Genomic DNA, 17,147 nt, shown 5'->3' with positions numbered 1-17,147 from the left:
GCCTCAGAGGCCGAACGGCAGGCAGCGTTTCCCGACTGGCTGGACTGGTACAACTACCACCGACCCCATACTGGAATCAGCGGCCACACCCCAGCCAGCCGCGTCACCAACCTGTCCGGACAGCACACCTAGCCCCAGTCCCGGCCCAGGCCCCGGCCTCCCCGCCCTTGCTCGGATGCCGGTTGCCCGGTCCGGCCGTTGGATCAAGCAAAGCACTCATCGGCGGCAGGCGTCGGCGGCTGTCCACAGCGGCGGTAATGCGTACGACAGGGAGTGGATGGCTGTGGACAGGCTTCTCAGCCATCCCGCTGGACCTGGCAGCATGGCGGGGTGACAGCAGCAACGGACTCCTCTCTCTTCCCGTCGGCCCCGGACTCGGCCGACGGGGTGCTGGACGGGCTCGACCCGGAGCAGCGGGAGGTCGCGACGGCGCTGCACGGTCCGGTGTGTGTGCTGGCCGGTGCCGGTACGGGCAAGACACGGGCGATCACCCATCGGATCGCGTACGGGGTGCGAGCCGGGATCCTGCAGCCCGCGAGTGTGCTCGCCGTCACGTTCACCGCGCGTGCGGCCGGCGAGATGCGGGGGCGGCTGCGGCAGCTCGGGGCGGGCGGGGTGCAGGCCCGTACGTTCCACTCCGCGGCGCTGCGGCAGCTGCAGTTCTTCTGGCCGAAGGCGGTGGGCGGCGAGCTGCCGCGGCTGCTGGAGCGGAAGGCGCAGCTCGTCGCGGAGGCGGGGGCGCGTTGCCGGATCCGGCTGGACCGCAACGAGCTGCGCGACGTCACGGCCGAGATCGAGTGGTCCAAGGTCACCCAGACCGTGCCGGCCGACTATCCGGCCGCGGTCGCCAAGGCGGGCCGGGAGGCGCCGCGCGACCCGGCCGAGACGGGGCAGATCTATGCCACCTACGAGCAGCTCAAGCGCGACCGGGGTGCCATCGACTTCGAGGATGTGCTGTTGCTCACGGTCGGGGTGCTGCAGGACCGGCACGACATCGCGGAGCAGGTCCGTGCCCAGTACCAGCACTTCGTCGTCGACGAGTACCAGGACGTCAGCCCGCTCCAGCAGCGGCTGCTGGAGCTGTGGCTGGGGGACCGCGACAGCCTGTGCGTGGTCGGTGACGCCAGCCAGACGATCTACAGCTTCACCGGCGCCACCCCCGACCACCTCCTGAACTTCCGCACCCGCCATCCGCAGGCCACCGTCGTCCGGCTGGTCCGCGACTACCGCTCCACCCCGCAGGTCGTCCACCTCGCCAACGGTCTGCTCTCGCAGGCCAAGGGGCGTGCGGCCGAGCACCGCCTGGAGCTGGTCTCGCAGCGCGAGTCCGGTCCGGAGCCGGTGTACACGGAGTACGCCGACGAGCCCGCGGAGGCCGAGGGCACCGCCCGCCGGATCCGGGACCTGGTCGCGTCGGGGGTGCCGGCCAGTGAGATCGCGGTGCTCTTCCGGGTCAACGCCCAGTCGGAGGTCTACGAGCAGGCGCTGGCCGACGTCGGCGTGCCGTACCAGCTGCGGGGCGCCGAGCGGTTCTTCGAGCGGCCGGAGGTGCGCGAGGCCGGCATCAAGCTGCGCGGCGCCGCCCGTTTCGGGGCGAACGACGCGCTGCTCGACGATGCGCTGGACCTGCCCTCGGAGGTGCGGGCGGTGCTCAGCCACATGGGCTGGACGAGCGAGCCGCCGGCCGGTTCGGGCGCGGTGCGGGACCGCTGGGAGTCGCTGGCGGCCCTGGTGCGGCTCGCCGAGGAGTTCGCCCGGGCCCGCTCCGGGGCCTCGCTGGCGGATTTCGTCGCCGAGCTGGACGAGCGGGCCAACGCGCAGCACGCGCCGACGGTCGAGGGGGTGACGCTGGCCTCGCTGCATGCCGCGAAGGGCCTGGAGTGGGACGCCGTGTTCCTGGTGGGGCTGACCGAGGGCATGATGCCGATCACGTACGCCCGGACGGACGAGCAGATAGAGGAGGAGCGCCGGCTGCTCTATGTGGGCGTCACTCGTGCGCGGCGTCATCTGGCGCTGTCGTGGTCGCTGGCGCGGTCCCCGGGGGGCAGGGCTTCGCGGAGCGCCAGCCGCTTCCTGGCCGGGCTGCGGCCCGGTTCCGGGGCGGTGGCCGGGCGCCGTGCGACGGGTACGGTCCTGCGGGGCGTGGAGCGCGGCGGGGCGGCGGCTGCGGTGCCGCGGCGCCCCCGGCACCGCCGTCCGGCCCGGTGCCGGGTGTGCAACCGGACGCTGACGGACGCGGGCGAGATGAAGCTGATGCGGTGTGAGGACTGCCCGGCGGAGCTCGACGAGGCGTTGTACGAGCGGCTGCACGCGTGGCGGGCGGAGGAGGCGGCCCGGTCCCGGCAGCCGGCGTACTGCATCTTCACGGACAAGACGCTGATGGCCATTGCCGAGGCGGTGCCGGGAACCGAATCGGAGCTCGCGGTCATCTCAGGTGTGGGGCGGCGCAAGTTCGACCGCTACGGCAGCGACGTGCTGGCAATCTGTGCCGGCGAGGAGCTCACGGGAGCCTCGGGCGACGGGTCCGCGGGCGCCGCGGAAAACTCGTCGGAAAAATAGTTTGCGCGCGCGGAGCGCATCCCCATAGCCTTCGGAAGCAACGGAGACAACGGAACTTTCCGAGATCCGATGGATCCGTGCTGTACTTGAACGCCCTGGTACGGGTTATTCCGTTCCACCGAGACGCCGAGAGGAGGCGAGCCCAGTGATCAGCTTCATCGAGACCAACAAAATGACCGATCGCTCGGTCGTCGCCACCTGCACGCTCGGCTCCTCGCTCCGTGGCACCGGTCTGTCCGGCTTCGGCCGCCTTTCCGGTACCGAGGTCGCGCGCCCCGAGTCCCTCGCTGTGCTGACCCGCAGTGAGCGCACCGCGCGACCGACCGAGGCACCTGCGGCAGTAGCAGTCGCGGCCAAGGCGAATGCCTTTGCCTTCGCGGCGGCGGCCAACGGTGCCGAATCCCGGAAGCAGTACCAGACGCAGCATGAGATGTGGGCCTACCGCGGCCTCGAACCCTGGAGAGATCCAGCCTGATCGGCAGATCAGGTCGGCACCTTCCAGGGCCGCGGAACCCACACCGGGATCCGCGGCCCTTTTGTTTGCCCCACACGCCCGCCACCAGCGGGCCGAACAGACGAGGAACACACACCGTGCAACTGCAGACGCACACCCCGTCCGTAGCCACCGACCTGATCCCTCCGCCCGACCCCCAGGAGAACTCCTTGCTGCCCCTCACCGAGCTCGACGACGAGATCGACCGCCTCGGCGCCGCTGTTCCGTGCCGCACCTACGACCCGGAGGTCTTCTTCGCGGAGTCCCCGGCCGACGTCGAGTACGCCAAGACGCTGTGCCAGTCCTGTCCGGTGCGTGAGGCCTGCCTCGCCGGTGCCAAGGACCGCCGTGAGCCCTGGGGTGTCTGGGGTGGCGAGCTCTTCGTCCAGGGCGTCGTGGTGCCGCGGAAGCGTCCGCGTGGCCGTCCGCGCAAGAACCCGGTCGCGGCATGAACACCACCGGCACAGGAACGATCGACCGTCCCGTCACACGGGATCCCAAGAAGCAGGACCACACGATGAACCCGATTTTCACCGACACCCCCGTCCCCGCGAACGCCGACGCCATCGAGTCGCGTCAGAACAGGAACCTCGCCATGCAACTCATCCCAGAAGCCCTGGCGCGTGCGCATATGCATGAACGCCTGCGGGAGGCCGAGTCCGAACGCAGGGGGCACCGGCTCGCCGCCGCGCGGCGGATGCAGCGGCGTGCCGAGCGCGCGTCGCTCCGGGCCCGCCGTGCGCTGGCCATGGCCGTGATGCAGTAAGGCGCCGGGCAGGTCCGGGCGCCCGGCAGGGCAGCGCTGACACCACCTTCCACGGGGTCCGTCCGACAGGGCGGGCCCCGTGGTGCGTTGCGCCCCGGTTCACGTGGTTGGCGGGGATATCGTCGGATGGTGAACCAGAAGACGCATCACGAGGCGGACTTGGCCGACGGGCAGACGGTGTGTGCCGGCTGCGGCGCCGTCGCCGAGGACACCCCGCCGACCTGGACCTGCTCCGTGGAGAACGGCGAGCGCCGCTACTTCTGCGACCGCTGCGCCCGGGAGAACATCCGGGCCATCGAGGGACGCCTGGACTCCAGCTGGTGGTGAGGTACGGCCGGCGGGAGCTCAGGCGGTGGTCTCTTCGACGGCCTCCTCGTCGATGTCCGTACCGGGGCCGGCCGGGTCCTCGTCCGGGCCGGGGTCGCTGCCGGTGAGGTCGGCGCCGGCCGGCTCGTGTTCGGGGACGAAGCCGGGCATCCATGCCTCCAGCTCGTCCCGCAGCCGTACGGTCGCGCCGAGCTGGCACAGCACGCCGATGGTGCTCAAGGTCACCCGGTGGATCAGCAGGTACGCGGGCGGCAGGTTGAGCTGCTTGCCCAACTGGTGGGCGGGGGAGCGCGGATCGCCGACCCGGGCGGCCTGCCGGCGCATCCAGCCGCGGGTGAAGGTGAACGCGTCGACCTGCGCGGGCTCGATGATCGGCAGCAGATACTCCAGCACCGCGTCGGGGTCCAGCTCGATGGACTCCTTGACGAAGCCCTCCTCGCACAGCATCTGGTAGACCGCGTCCGCCTCGCCGTCCAGGGTCATCCGCAGCGAGGCACCGATCGTGGCCGGCAGTCCGTCGGGCAGCCGGTCGACGGTGCCGAAGTCCAGCACGCCCAGCCGCCATTCCCCGGCCGGCCCGTCGGGGGAGTCGCCGGCCAGCAGTCGGAAGTTGCCCGGGTGCGGGTCGGCGTGCAGCAGCCCGGTGCGGGCCGGGCCGGAGAACAGGAAGCGGGCCAGCAGCTGGCCGGCGCGGTCCCGCTGCTCGTCCGTGCCGTCCGCGATCACCTCGGACAGCGGCACGCCGTCCATCCACTCCGTCACCAGCACCTGGTCGCGCTGGTGCACCACGGCCGGCACGACCACGTCCGGGTCGTCGGCGAACTCCTCGGCATGGGCCCGCTGGGCATCCGCCTCGAGGGAGTAGTCCAGCTCCTCAGAGACCCGGTCGCGCAACTCGCTGATCAGCGGTTTGATGTCCATCCCGGGCACGAGCGGGCCCAGCAGCCGGGCGAACCGGCTCAGCTGCGCCAGGTCCGACAGCAGTGCCTTGCCGGCGCCGGGGTACTGCACCTTGACGGCCACCTCGCGGCCGTCGTGCCAGACCGCGCGGTGCACCTGGCCGATGGAGGCCGCCGCGGCGGGTTTGTCCTCGAACTCCTCGAAGAGCTCCCGCCAGTCCTCGCCGAGCCGCTCCGCCAGTACGGCGTGGACCGTGCTCGTCGGCATCGGCGGCGCCGCTTCCTGAAGCTTCGTCAGGGCGGCGCGGTACGGGCCGGCGATCTCCTCGGGGAGGGCCGACTCGAACACGGACAGCGCCTGCCCGAACTTCATCGCCCCGCCCTTCAGCTCACCGAGGACCTTGAAGAGCTGTTCCGCGGTGCGCTGTTGGAGCTCCCGGCCGACGATCTCGGCGGATCTGCCGCCGATCCGTTTGCCCAGGCCCCAGGTGGCGCGGCCGGCGAACCCCAGTGGCAGCGCGGCCAGCTTGGCGGTGCGGGTGACCGCCTTGCGGGGAAGATCAGACATGCGCCCCTCCAACTCACACTGTCCCCCAACCGGGGTTACTCCGTCATTGTGGCGTGTCATGGCCGAGGATCCGAGGCGCCTGCCGCACACAGCGAAGCGGCCGCCCCGCAGCCGCACTCCGGATGCGGTTCGATCCGCACCGTGCGCACGCCCGCACCCGGCAGCGCCAGCTCCATCCGCGCCCCCGTGCACGGCGGGAGGTCCCCGTCGAGGAACGCCAGCGCCTGGACGGCGGCGAGCCCGGCGACCGTGGTGGCCAGCGCGGTGTCGCAGGCCGGCACCGCCGGGGCGGCCCGGCCCGACCGCCACTGGGCGAGCAGCCGGGGCCAGGCCGGCTCCGCGTCCGTACGGCGCAGTTCGTCGCAGCGGGCGCAGGCCGTACCGCCGGGCAGTACCAACGGACCCACCACACCCGTGCCCTCGATCACGCCCGCGTAAAGGTGCGGGATGCCGGCGCTCAGCAGCGGCTCGGACAGCACGGGGTCGGGGGCGTAGGCGCCGAGCCCGTCGCGCGGGGCGAGCACCACCAGGGACAGGCCGGGTTCGCCGGATTCGCTGACCGGTACGCCCGTCGGCCGCTGCCGCCGGGCCCACGGGGAGGCGTGGTGGACCAGCCGCTCCACGGCTGCCTTGCGCGGTTCGCCGATCCGTTCGGCGGGCAGGCCGCCGGGCGTCACGTCCCACGGCGCGACCTTGCCGCCGTCGAACACCTCGACCCATCCGATGCCGGCGGCCGCGAGCTGCGCCGCCACCGCCGCGCCCACCTTCCCCAGCCCCTTGACCCGCGCCCGGACCGCCCGCCGCGCCCCCATCCGCCCCAGGGCGCCGGCCGGCTCCGGATGCTGCACCGACAGGGAGGCCAGATCGGCCCGCAGCCGCTCATGGGCGGGCCGGTCGGCGCGTACGGAGTCGGCGGCCGGGCCGCCCGCGGTGGGCGCCTCCAGCAGTCCGGCCGTGCCGAGGCGCCCGACCACACCCCGCACATGATCCGGCGGGAGGTCCAGTAACGCGGCCTCGTCGATGAGTTGCTGCATGGTGCGGGTGCCGTCGATCAGGGTGAGGAAACTGCCGGTGGCGGTGTCGAGCGGCCCCAGCACCATCGCATGGGCCGGCGCCACGCCGAACCGCACCGTTTCCCTGTCCCGCCAGCCGCGCCGCAGCGCGGGCTTGAGCATCGGATGCATGTCATCCGCCCCCGTCCTTCGTCGTCCGGCCTTCAGCATGCGCCCTGTCGCGGATCGGGGCCGAAGTTATCCACAGGCCGGGGAAGGATTTGTCATACAAGCTGTGCCCGCCATGGAGTGGTTCGCCGGCGAACCGACCGAGGGTCGGGACTTCCCGCCGGGCCAGCGGGTAACGTCGGGCGCGTGCCCGCCGACCCTTCCGCCCACGGCTCCGGGGAGACGCCCCTGCGCCGCGCCGCTGACGCCTCGCGCGGGGCTTCCCCGAGCCCGAAGGCCCGCGGCTCGGGCACCAGCGCCGTCGAGGTGCGCCGCAGTTCCCGGCGGCGCAGGACGGTCTCCGCGTACCGCGAGGGGGATCGCACGGTCGTGCTGATCCCGGCCCGGATGTCCGAGGCCGAGGAGCAGCGCTGGGTGACGGTGATGCTGGACAAGCTCGCCGCCCAGGAGAGCAAGCGGATGCTCGGCGACCGCGAGCTCGCCGAGCGCGCCGGGCGGCTGTCGGAGCAGTTCCTCGGCGGCCGGGCCCGGCCCGCGTCGGTGCGCTGGGTGACCAACCAGAACACCCGCTGGGGATCGTGCACCCCGGCGGAGGGCAGCATCCGCCTGTCGCACCGCCTCCAGGGCATGCCGGAGTACGTCATCGACTACGTCCTGCTGCACGAGCTCGCGCATCTGCTCGTCCCCGGCCACGGCCCGGAGTTCTGGCGGCTGCTGGAGTCCTATCCCCGTACGGAACGGGCCCGCGGCTACCTCGAAGGAGTGGTCGCGGCCGACCGGCTGCCGCATCTGCCCGCCGCCCGCCGGGATTAGCGCCCGGCGGGGCGGTACCCGCGCGCGCCCCGGCATCGCCCGCTGTCACCGCCAGCGGTTAGCCTTGGCCGCCCAGGAACTCACTGCGGGAGCGGGGGACGGTCGTTACGTATGGCCAGGGAATTCCAGCGGGGCCACAAGGCCAGGATCGGTGATCTCACGGCGGGGACGGACCTGTACGTCGGCGTGCAGATCGGCGGGCCCGGCCTGACCTTCGACATCAGCTGTTTCGGCCTGGACGCCGACGAACGGCTCTCCGACGACCGGTATTTCGTCTTCTTCAACCAGCCGAAGTCGCCCGAGGAGGCCATCCAGCTGCTCGGCGCGCAGGCCGGCGACGACGAGTCCTTCCGGGTCACCCTCGACAAGATCCCGTCGCACATCCGGAAGTTGTCGTTCACCGCCGCGCTCGACGGCCCGGGCCAGGTCTCCCGGATCGGCCCCGGGTACATCCGGATCGTGGCCGGCGGCGAAGAGGTCGCCCGCTACTCCTTCACGGGCAGCGAGTTCAGTACCGAACGCGCCGTCATGCTCGGCGACTTCTACCTCAAGGACGTGTGGCGGTTCGCCGCGGTCGGCCAGGGCTTCGACGGTGGTCTGGAGGCGCTGCTGAAGAACTTCGGCGGGGAGGTCGCCGAAGAGGCGGAGGCACCGCAGGCCGAGGCACCCGCGCCGGCGCAGGACGCGCCCGGTTTCGCCCCGCCGTCCGGGCCCGCCGCCCCGGCGCCGTCCTTCGGCGCGCCGGCCGCGGCCCCCGTGCCCGAACAGCCCGCTCCGTCCTTCGGCCCTCCCCAGGGCGCGACCCCCGCCGCGCCGCAGCCGGCACCCGCGCCGCCGGCCCCGCAGCCCGCGCACCCGCAGGTCCACAACGCGCCCACGATCGCCGCGCCGCTCGCCCCGCCCGCCGGCCCGGGTGTGCCGCCCGGTGCGCCCGCGCCGCCTCCCGCCCCCTACGGCCAGCCGGCGCCCGGCCAGCATCCGTACGGCCCGCCGCAGCCGCCGCCCGCCGGCTTCCCCGGCCAGCCGGCCCCGCCGGCGCCCCCGTACGGCGGCCAGGACCAGTTCCCCGGGCAGCCCGCCCCCTACGGCCAGCCGGGCATGCAGCCCCCGGGCGCCCCGTACGGCGGCGGGCAGGCACCCGCCGTCCCCCAGGGCGGCGGCCCCGGCCTCGGCGTCGTCCTGGAGAAGTACAAGGAAGCCCCCACCGGGCAGCGCTGGACGCCCCAGAACGGCAAGCTGATCCGCGCCGACCTCGGCGTCGACGGCCAGCCGGTGCTCGCCCGCCAGGGCAGCATGGTGCTCTACCAGGGCAAGGTCGACTTCAGCTACAAGGGCGCCGGCTTCCGCGGCCGCATCGTCGGCAACGCCACCGGCCAGGAGATGCAGTTGATGCGCTGCACCGGCCAGGGCCAGGTGTTCTTCGCGGAGAACAGCGCCCATGTCCACCCCATCGAGCTGCAGGGCGACGCGATCTGCGTGTCCGCCGAGTCCGTCCTCGCCTTCGACGAGTCGCTGCAGTACGAGGTCCGCCGGATCGAGGGCCACGGCATCCCCGGCGGCGCCCTGTTCACCATGCAGTTCCAGGGCACCGGCACCCTCGTCGTCACGACCCACGGCACCCCCGTCGTGCTGCCGGTCACCCCGACCACCTTCGCCGACGCCAACGCCGTCGTGGCCTGGTCCGCCGGCTCGCAGGTGATCATCTCCAGTCAGGTGAGCCTGCGCCGGCACGCCTATCCGGGCCACTCCGGCGAGACCGTGAACCTCCAGTTCCGCGGTGCGCCCGGCAATTTCATCGTCGTCCAGCCCTACGAGGTCTGAGGGAGCCCGCACGTCATGAACCAGCAGCAGCTGTCGGGCTACGTCCCGACCCCGCCCGCCGCCCGGATGGAGAACCACGGCAGCTCCATGGTGAAGATCGCCATGCAGAGCGGCCAGGACGTCTTCGCCCGCACCGGCTCGATGATCGCCTACGAGGGCTTCGTGCAGTACGAGCCGAACCCGCCCGCCGTCCGCCAGATGGCCTCCCAGTGGCTCACCGGCGAGGGCGCGCCCCTGATGAAGTGCTCCGGCGACGGCCTGCTCTACCTCGCCGACTACGGCGCCGACGTGGTCTGCATCAACCTCAACGGCGACTCGCTCTCCGTCAACGGCACCAACCTCCTCGCCTTCGACGCCCACCTCCAGTGGGGCGTGCAGCGCGTCAAGGGCATGGCGAAGTTCGCCGGCCAGGGCCTGTTCAACGTCGGGATCTCCGGCACCGGCTGGGTCGCGCTGACCTCCCGGGGCACGCCCGTCGTCGTCGACTGCGGCCGCGGCGAGGACGAGACCTACGTCGACCCGGACGCCCTGGTCGCCTGGTCGACGCACCTGAAGATGAAGGGCAAGCGCAGCTTCAAGGCGTCCTCGATGATCGGCCGCGGCAGCGGCGAGGCGTACCAACTCGGCTTCTCCGGCCAGGGGTTCGTCGTCGTCCAGCCCAGCGAGGACAGCACCGACCGGCTCCGGGCCCGGGGCTGAGGGGGAGGACCGAACACGCCATGCAGAGTCCGCTTTTCGCCTTCACCGAGGCACAGACCCAGGACCGCTACGCCCTGCAGAACAGCCAGCTGCTGCGGGTCGCCCTCCAGGGCCACGACGACGTCCTCGCCCGTAAGGGGTCGATGGTCGCCTACCAGGGGCTGCTCGAATTCGACGGCAACTACACCACGCCCGGCCAGCACCGGGCCCGCGCCCACTCCGGCGAGGGCCTCGACCTGATGCGGGTCTCCGGGCAGGGCACCGTCTATCTGGCCAACCTCGCCCAGTACGTGCACGTCGTCGACGTCGACCACGACGGCCTGACCGTCGACAGCGCCTACGTCCTGGCGCTGGACTCCGGCCTGCACTGGGAGGTCGTCTCGGTCGACAGCCAGTACGGCATCTCCGGCACCGGCAAGTACCAGCTCAACATCACCGGGCAGGGCAAGGTCGCTCTGATGACCTCCGGCCAGCCGCTGATGCTGCAGGTCACGCCCGACAAGTACGTCAACGCCGACGCCGATGCGGTGGTCGCCTGGTCCGCGTCGCTGCGCGTCCAGATGCAGGCGCAGACGCACTCCTCGGGCGTCTGGCGGCGGCGCGGCAGCACCGGCGAGGGCTGGGAGCTGAGCTTCCTCGGGCAGGGGTACGCGCTGGTCCAGCCCAGCGAGCTGCTGCCGCCGCAGAACGCGGTCATCGGCTCGGGTCTGGCCGCCCAGTTCGGGATGGGCCAGCAGGGCGCCCGGGGCGTCAACCAGGGCAACATCTTCACCAACTGACGCCCGGGGAGCGACGATCCGACGCCCGTCCCGCCGGGGGCGGGCGCCGGCCGTAACGGTCTTTGGCGGCCCGTCAGAGCAGCGCGCGGGCGCGCTCCACCAGGCGCACCACCGAGGTGTCGGCGACGCCGGGCACCTCGTCGTAGCCGAACCAGCGCAGGTCCAGCGACTCGTCGCTGATCTCGGCCACCGCGCCCTCGGGCGCCAGCGCGGCGTACTGGACGTCCAGATGCACCGCGCAGGGCGTTTGGTGGCGGTCCAGCCGCACCGGGCCGCCGGGCAGGAGCGTGAGCCCGCGCGCGATGCCGGACTCCTCCCGCGCCTCACGCAGCGCCGCGTCCGCCAGCGAGGCGTCCTCCGGCTCGCAGTGGCCGCCCATCTGCAGCCACATCTCCAGCTTGCGGTGCAGCGTGAGCAGCACCCGGCCGCCCGCCGGGTCGATCACCAGCGCACTCGCGGTGAGGTGCCCGTCCTTGCAGGGCTTCCACATGCCGTCCCGGTGGGCGGCGAGGTGGTCGAGGTAGGCCAGCCGCAGCTGCTCCTGATCGGGCGAGGGCGCGGGCCACTCCTTGAGCACCCGCGCCGCGTCGGCGTGCAGACTCACCGGTCGCCGTCACCCTTGGCCTCGCCGGGGGCGGCGTCCGGGCCGTCGCTCCCCTCGGGGGAGGCGCCCGGTTCGGTCTTCCCGCCGCCGGCGGCCTCGCCGAGCATCTTGTCGAGCTCGGAGAAGTCCATCTGCTCGTGGTGGACGAAACCGTCCGGGTCGTCGAGGTCGGCCGCCGTCGGCAGCATGTCCGGGTGCTCCCACAGGCCGTCCCGGCCGTCCAGGCCGCGGGCGTCGGTGAGCGACGCCCACAGCCGCGAGGCGTCCCGCAGCCGGCGCGGTCGCAGCTGCAGACCGATCAGCGTGGAGAACGTCTGCTCGGCGGGGCCGCCGCTGGCCCGGCGCCGCCGCAGCGTCTCGCGGAGCCTGTCCGCCGACGGCAGATGCGGCTTGGCGGCGGCGTGCACCACCGCGTCCACCCAGCCCTCGACGAGCGCCAGCGCGGTCTCCAGACGGGCCAGCGCGGCCTTCTGCTCCGGGGTGTCCTCGGGCTGGAACATGCCCTGCTGCAGGGCGTTCTGCAGCTCCTCGGGGTGCTGCGGATCGATCTGCCCGACCACGTCCTCCAGCTTGGTCGTGTCGACCTTGATGCCGCGCGCATAGCCCTCGACGGCACCGAAGAGGTGCGAGCGCAGCCACGGCACATGGGCGAAGAGCCGCTGGTGGGCGGCCTCCCGCAGGGCCAGGTAGAGCCGCACCTCCTCCTCGGGCACGCCGAGGCCCTCACCGAAGGAGGCGACGTTCTTCGGCAGCAGCGCCGCCTTGCCGGCCGGGCCCAGCGGCAGGCCGACGTCCGTGGACCCCACGACCTCGCTGGCCAGGACGCCCAGCGCCTGCCCGATCTGGGTGCCGAACATCGCGCCGCCCATGGAGCGCATCATCCCGAGCAGCGGGCCCGCCATGGCCTGCATCTCCCCGGGCAGCACCTCGCCCATCGCCGACCCGACGCGCTCGGCGAGCGGATTGACCAGGTCCTTCCACACCGGCAGGGTCTCCTCGACCCACTCGGCGCGGCTCCAGGCCACCACCGAGGCGGAGCCCGACGGCAGGGACGTCACCCCGTCCAGCCACAGGTCCGCCAGCCGCACGGCCTCCTCGACGGCGGTCCGCTCGCCCGGCGCGACGCTCGCGTCCTTGCTGCCGTCCTCGGCGCCCTGCGCGACCGTCTGGCGCGCGATGTCCTTGGCCATGTCCCAGTTCACCGGGCCGCCCTCGTAGGAGAGCATCTGGCCCAGCCGCTGGAAGGCGGCGCCCAGGTCGCCGGGGTTCATCTCGCCGCCGGGGCCGCCCATGCCGCCGAAGAGCGCCGCGAACGGATTGTCCGCGCCGCCGCTCCCGCCGCCGAACCCGAACGGGTTCGCGGGGCCCTGGCTACCTCCCTGGCCGCCCTTCTGCTTGCCGTTGTCGCCGTCCTCCGGCTCCTCCGGCGGAAGGCCGAATCCGAATGGGGTGTCACTCACGGGTTTCCTCGGCTCGTAGGGCCGCCGACCAGGTGGCCGACGGCGACTGCCCGACATCACCTCCAGCGTAGACACCCGGACCGCTTCGGGGCTCGGTGCTTCGCTGTCCCGGTGGCTGGGGCAGGATGGACGCCACCTGGTGCGGCCGCGTCAGCACGCGCCCGCACTGAAGACAACCGCTGGAGACGCCCGGTGAGTTCCCCAGATCCGACCGTTCGCGCAGCGCGAAACGCTGCCGCCCCGACCGAGAAGACGGACGACGCCCCCGGCGCCGCGGACCGTCCGCTGCGCCGGCCCGTCGTCGCCGTCACCGGAGCCGCGTCCGGGGTCGGCGCGCTGCTCACCCGCGCCCTCGTCGCGTCCGACGAGGTCAAGGAGGTGGTGGCGATCGACGAGCGGCGCGGCGACATCGCCGAGGCGCAGTGGCACGTCCTGGACGTCCGCGATCCGGCCATCGCGGACAAACTGCGCGGCGCGGACGTCGTCGTCCACCTGGCGCTCGACCTCGACCTGGAGACCGACGCCACCGCCCGCACCGCCTACAACGTGCGCGGCACCCAGACCGTGCTCACCGCCGCCGCGGCCGCCGGCATCCACCGGGTGGTGCTGTGCACCTCCGCCATGGTCTACGGGGCGCTGCCCGACAACGACGTGCCGCTGGCCGAGGACGCCGAGCTGCGGGCCACGGCGGACGCCACCGGCGTCGGCGACCTCCTGGAGATCGAGCACCTGGCCCGCCGCGCGCCCCGCGCCCACCCCGGCCTGAACGTCACCGTGCTGCGCCCGGCCGTCCTGGTCGGCGGCACCGACACCGCGCTGACCCGGTACTTCGAATCGCCCCGCCTGCTGGTCGTCGCCGGATCGCGGCCCGCCTGGCAGTTCTGCCACGTCGAGGACCTGGTCAGCGCGCTGGAGTACGCCGCGCTGGAGAAGGTCGACGGCGAGCTGGCGGTGGGCTGCGACGGCTGGCTGGAACAGGAGGAGGTCGAGGAGCTCTCCGGTATCCGGCGCATGGAGCTGCCCTCCTCCGTGGCGCTGGGCGCCGCGGCCCGGCTGCACCGGATCGGGCTGACGCCTTCGCCCGCCGGGGACCTCGCGTACACCATGCACCCCTGGGTGGTCAGCGGCAGCCGGCTGCACGACGCGGGCTGGCGGCCGCAGTGGACGAACGAGCAGGTGCTCGCCGAGCTCCTCGAGGAGGTCGCGGGACGGCACACCGTCGCCGGCCGCCGGCTGGGCCGCAAGGACGCCACCGCCGCGGGGGCGGCCGGCGCCACCGTCGCCCTGCTGGGCACCGCCGCGCTGGTACGGCGCGCCCGCAAGGCCCGCCGCCGTATCTGACGGCGACATCGGACCGGCCCGCGTACTGGAGGAGTCTCCATACCGGTGCCGGGACGACCGGCGGATCCGGCCATTCCCCGGTGCTGCCCGGGTACGGCACGATGGGGGTATGTCTGGCACGCCCCTTCCCTCGACGCCCGGCCGCGACCACCCCGGTGAGCGCGCCGCGGCGGACCCGATCCGGCTCCTGGCGATCCGCGACACCCCGCTGTCCGTGGACGAGGTGTTCGCCGCCGTGGGCGATGCGGCGGCCGGCGGGACCGCCCTGTTCGTCGGCACGGTCCGCTCGCACGACAACGGCGCCGACGTCGACGCCCTGGGCTACTCCGCGCACCCGACCGCCGAGGCGGAGATGCGCCGGATCGCCGAGAAGGTGATCGCCGACTACCCGGTACGGGCGCTGGCCGCCGTCCACCGGGTGGGCGATCTGCGGATCGGGGACCTGGCGGTGGTCGTCGCGGTGTCCTGCCCGCACCGGGGCGAGGCGTTCGACGCCTGCCGCAAGCTGATCGACGACCTCAAGCACGAGGTTCCCATCTGGAAACACCAATCGTTTGTGGATGGAACCGAGGAGTGGGTAGGCGCCTCTTAAGAGCGCGAGGGTCCGGTCGTCCTCGAACGCGGGGGCGAATCGGTGCCGTGGATTCCGGTTGCGTAACCCGCCCCCTCGCGTGAGCGTTGACCTGGCAGATGGTTAATCTGCTTATTCGTCGATCGCGGTCGAGCAAGGGGTAGGGAGGTCGCTGATGGGTGCGCTCCTCTGGTTGCTGATTCCGGTGGGTGCCGGGCTGGTCGCCGCGGCGTGGAGCAGCTGGGCCCTGCGGAACCGCAAGACCGGGGACGTGGCGGAACTCGCGGGCTACGCCCGGTTCCGCGACGCGATGGAGAAGCAGCATTCCGTTCCCGTCCCCGACCCCGCGCCGACCGCCTCGGACTCGGCCTGAGGTTCCTCACCCGTACGCAGTAGCAAGCGTCGCCGCACCTGCGGCCGCTGCGCACGGACGCGCGTTCGATCTCGTACGGACGGCCCCGCGGGCCGGTTGTCATACTCGTCCCGTACTGTCGTTCCATGCCACGCCGCACCGCGACGCTGCTCGCCTCGACCCTGATGCTGATCGCGCTGCTCTGCGCGGGGGTGCTGATCCCCGTGCCGTACTCCGAGATGTCGCCCGGCCCGACGGTCAACACGCTCGGTGAGCACAACGGCGAGCCGGTGCTGCAGATAGCCGGGCGCAAGACGTACCCGACGACCGGTCACCTCAACATGACCACGGTCCGCGTCACCGGCCCCGACTACCGGATGAACCTCCTCGAGGCGGTCTACGGCTGGCTCGACCACGACAACGCCGTGGTCCCGCACAAGACGCTCTACCCCGAGGGTCAGACGGCCGAGCAGGCCGACCAGGAGAACGCCGAGGAGTTCACCCAGTCCCAGGAGAGCGCCAAGACCGCCGCGCTGGGCCAACTCCACATCCCGGTCGCCACCCAGACCGTGGTCGCCTCCATCGCCAAGGACAAGCCGGCCGACGGGCGGCTGCACGCCGGCGACGTGATCAAGGCCGTGGACGGCACCGCGGTCAAGCAGACCGGCGACGTCGCCAAGCTCGTCACCAAGCACAAGCCGGGCGAGAAGGTCGTCTTCACGATCATCCCCGCCAAGGAAGCGGCCGCGGCGGAGAAGCAGGGCAGGAAGCCCGCGACGGGCGCGCGGCAGATCACCATCCCGACGCAGAAGGCGGACGACGGCCGGGCCATCGTGGGCATCCAGGCCGGCGTCGACCACATCTTCCCGTTCCCGATCGACGTCAAGCTGGCCGACGTGGGCGGGCCGAGCGCCGGGCTGATGTTCGCGCTGGGCATCGTCGACAAGCTCACCCCGGGCAACATGACCGGCGGCCGGTTCGTGGCCGGCACGGGCACGATCGACGACAACGGCAAGGTCGGCCCGATCGGCGGCATTTCGATGAAGACGGTCGGCGCCCGCGACAAGGGCGCGGAGTTCTTCCTGACGCCCAAGGACAACTGCGCCACCGCCGCCAAGGACATCCCGGCGGGCCTGCGCCTGGTCAAGGTCGGCACGATAGGCGACGCCGTCAAGGCACTGCAGAAGATCAGCAAGGGGGAGACCGCCGGTCTGCCGAGCTGCAGCCCGGCAGGCCGGTCGTAAGGCGTTACGCCCCGGTCCGCCCCTCGGGTCAGCCCTCGAAGGTCGCGGCAAGGGCCTCGGCCAGGCCGGGCACCAGCGCCGAGCCGGTGAGCACCTCGGACGCGGAGTCCTTCGCGCGCAGCCGCAGCGCGGACTCGCGCCGGCCGTCGCGCAGCACGGCCACCGTCATCCGGACCTCCTCGCGGTCCGGGTGCCGGGCGACCCACTTGGCGAGCTGCGCCTCGTCCATGCCCTCGGGCTCGGCGTCCTCGGCGGACGGCGGCAGCATCAGCCGCTCCACGGTCAGCGCGCAGCCGGTGACGGCGTCCGGCCAGGCGATGGTGGCGAGGAACTCGTCCAGCGGCACGTCCGCGGGGATCTCGTCCTGCTCCACGGGGGTCAGGGAAGCGGTGGTGGTGTCGTCGATGCCGAGCTGCTCGGCGAGCGAGGGCTCCTGCGCGCGCAGCTTGGCGGTGTCGACGAGGGCGAACAGTCGGGCGGGCTGGTCCCAGCCGAGCCCGGCGCTGTACTCGTCGATTTCGAGCACCGCGCGGGTCAGGGGGTCGGCGGCCAGGGGGGTGCCGCCAGCGGGAGAGCCGGGAAAGTCAGTCATGCTCAACATCGTGCCTTGTCCACCCCCGAAATCGGGAACCGGGTAAAGCCTTCGTAAGTTGCATCACTGGGTCCTACT

19 protein-coding genes are annotated in these 17,147 nt (G+C 72.6%); 14 read left to right on the top strand and 5 right to left on the bottom strand.

Features of this window, described 5'->3' with window-relative positions; translation table 11 throughout:
- The 6 genes from V2J85_RS35390 to V2J85_RS35365 all read left to right on the top strand — a co-directional run.
- Positions 1-132 (top strand): integrase core domain-containing protein (locus tag V2J85_RS35390; protein WP_330823829.1); only part of this gene is annotated, 132 nt, incomplete at its 5' end.
- A gap of 198 nt (positions 133-330) precedes the next feature.
- Positions 331-2,559, top strand: a complete 2,229-nt coding sequence (locus V2J85_RS35385) for an ATP-dependent DNA helicase UvrD2 (protein WP_330823823.1) — start codon at positions 331-333, stop codon at positions 2,557-2,559.
- A gap of 145 nt (positions 2,560-2,704) precedes the next feature.
- Positions 2,705-3,034 carry a hypothetical protein gene (locus V2J85_RS35380; RefSeq protein ID WP_261955808.1) on the top strand — a complete coding sequence of 110 codons (330 nt, stop codon included), beginning with the start codon at positions 2,705-2,707 and terminating at the stop codon, positions 3,032-3,034.
- A 116-nt stretch (positions 3,035-3,150) separates the two neighbouring features.
- Positions 3,151-3,504: a WhiB family transcriptional regulator gene (locus V2J85_RS35375; protein WP_030413462.1), complete on the top strand. Its 354-nt coding sequence runs from the start codon at positions 3,151-3,153 to the stop codon at positions 3,502-3,504.
- Positions 3,501-3,818, top strand: coding sequence for a hypothetical protein (locus V2J85_RS35370; protein ID WP_261955807.1), 318 nt, complete (start codon positions 3,501-3,503; stop codon positions 3,816-3,818). The genes V2J85_RS35375 and V2J85_RS35370 overlap by 4 nt, the downstream gene beginning before the upstream one ends.
- A 126-nt stretch (positions 3,819-3,944) precedes the next feature.
- Positions 3,945-4,145 (top strand): hypothetical protein, encoded by a 201-nt coding sequence (locus tag V2J85_RS35365; RefSeq protein ID WP_261955806.1) that lies wholly within the window; start codon positions 3,945-3,947, stop codon positions 4,143-4,145.
- Between the two features lie 18 nt (positions 4,146-4,163).
- On the opposite strand, the gene V2J85_RS35360 is transcribed toward V2J85_RS35365, so the two are convergent.
- Positions 4,164-5,612, bottom strand: coding sequence for an ABC1 kinase family protein (locus V2J85_RS35360; protein ID WP_330823822.1), 1,449 nt, complete (start codon positions 5,610-5,612; stop codon positions 4,164-4,166).
- 56 nt (positions 5,613-5,668) lie between these two features.
- Positions 5,669-6,787 carry a ThiF family adenylyltransferase gene (locus V2J85_RS35355; protein ID WP_330823828.1) on the bottom strand — a complete coding sequence of 373 codons (1,119 nt, stop codon included), beginning with the start codon at positions 6,785-6,787 and terminating at the stop codon, positions 5,669-5,671.
- A 192-nt stretch (positions 6,788-6,979) separates the two neighbouring features.
- On the opposite strand from V2J85_RS35355, the gene V2J85_RS35350 reads away from it, so the two are divergent.
- The 4 genes from V2J85_RS35350 to V2J85_RS35335 all read left to right on the top strand — a co-directional run bounded on the left by V2J85_RS35350 (position 6,980) and on the right by V2J85_RS35335 (position 10,905).
- Positions 6,980-7,606 carry a M48 metallopeptidase family protein gene (locus V2J85_RS35350; protein ID WP_330823821.1) on the top strand — a complete coding sequence of 209 codons (627 nt, stop codon included), beginning with the start codon at positions 6,980-6,982 and terminating at the stop codon, positions 7,604-7,606.
- 111 nt (positions 7,607-7,717) lie between these two features.
- Positions 7,718-9,427 carry a TerD family protein gene (locus tag V2J85_RS35345; protein WP_261955803.1) on the top strand — a complete coding sequence of 570 codons (1,710 nt, stop codon included), beginning with the start codon at positions 7,718-7,720 and terminating at the stop codon, positions 9,425-9,427.
- 15 nt (positions 9,428-9,442) lie between these two features.
- Positions 9,443-10,126, top strand: coding sequence for an AIM24 family protein (locus V2J85_RS35340; protein ID WP_030806226.1), 684 nt, complete (start codon positions 9,443-9,445; stop codon positions 10,124-10,126).
- 20 nt (positions 10,127-10,146) lie between these two features.
- Entirely contained in the window at positions 10,147-10,905 is a 759-nt protein-coding gene (locus tag V2J85_RS35335) for an AIM24 family protein (protein ID WP_330823819.1), read from the top strand.
- Positions 10,906-10,978: 73 nt separating this feature from the next.
- On the opposite strand, the gene V2J85_RS35330 is transcribed toward V2J85_RS35335, so the two are convergent.
- Positions 10,979-11,509: an NUDIX hydrolase gene (locus V2J85_RS35330; protein ID WP_261955801.1), complete on the bottom strand. Its 531-nt coding sequence runs from the start codon at positions 11,507-11,509 to the stop codon at positions 10,979-10,981.
- Positions 11,506-12,969, bottom strand: a complete 1,464-nt coding sequence (locus V2J85_RS35325; RefSeq protein WP_261955800.1) for a zinc-dependent metalloprotease — start codon at positions 12,967-12,969, stop codon at positions 11,506-11,508. The genes V2J85_RS35330 and V2J85_RS35325 overlap by 4 nt, the downstream gene beginning before the upstream one ends.
- 192 nt (positions 12,970-13,161) lie before the next feature.
- On the opposite strand from V2J85_RS35325, the gene V2J85_RS35320 reads away from it, so the two are divergent.
- The 4 genes from V2J85_RS35320 (at position 13,162) to V2J85_RS35305 (ending at position 16,477) form a co-directional block, all read left to right on the top strand.
- A complete protein-coding gene (locus V2J85_RS35320) occupies positions 13,162-14,310 on the top strand; it encodes an SDR family oxidoreductase (protein ID WP_261955799.1) in 1,149 nt (382 codons plus the stop codon).
- 109 nt (positions 14,311-14,419) lie between these two features.
- Complete coding sequence (locus V2J85_RS35315; RefSeq protein ID WP_261955798.1) at positions 14,420-14,902, top strand: molybdenum cofactor biosynthesis protein MoaE; 483 nt, start codon at positions 14,420-14,422, stop codon at positions 14,900-14,902.
- Between the two features lie 154 nt (positions 14,903-15,056).
- Positions 15,057-15,254 (top strand): hypothetical protein, encoded by a 198-nt coding sequence (locus V2J85_RS35310; protein ID WP_261955797.1) that lies wholly within the window; start codon positions 15,057-15,059, stop codon positions 15,252-15,254.
- Positions 15,255-15,379: 125 nt separating this feature from the next.
- On the top strand, positions 15,380-16,477 hold the full coding sequence (locus tag V2J85_RS35305) for a YlbL family protein (protein WP_330823818.1): 1,098 nt from the start codon (positions 15,380-15,382) through the stop codon (positions 16,475-16,477).
- A gap of 28 nt (positions 16,478-16,505) precedes the next feature.
- Here V2J85_RS35305 and V2J85_RS35300 read toward each other — a convergent pair whose 3' ends face one another.
- A complete protein-coding gene (locus tag V2J85_RS35300; RefSeq protein WP_261955795.1) occupies positions 16,506-17,078 on the bottom strand; it encodes a PPA1309 family protein in 573 nt (190 codons plus the stop codon).
- Positions 17,079-17,147 lie beyond the last annotated feature (69 nt).

It is taken from the genome of Streptomyces bugieae (assembly GCF_036352915.1).
Lineage (GTDB): Bacteria > Actinomycetota > Actinomycetes > Streptomycetales > Streptomycetaceae > Streptomyces > Streptomyces endophytica.
The sequence above is the reverse complement of the archived record's forward strand: the minus strand, read 5'-3'. Positions and strand labels throughout refer to the sequence as shown.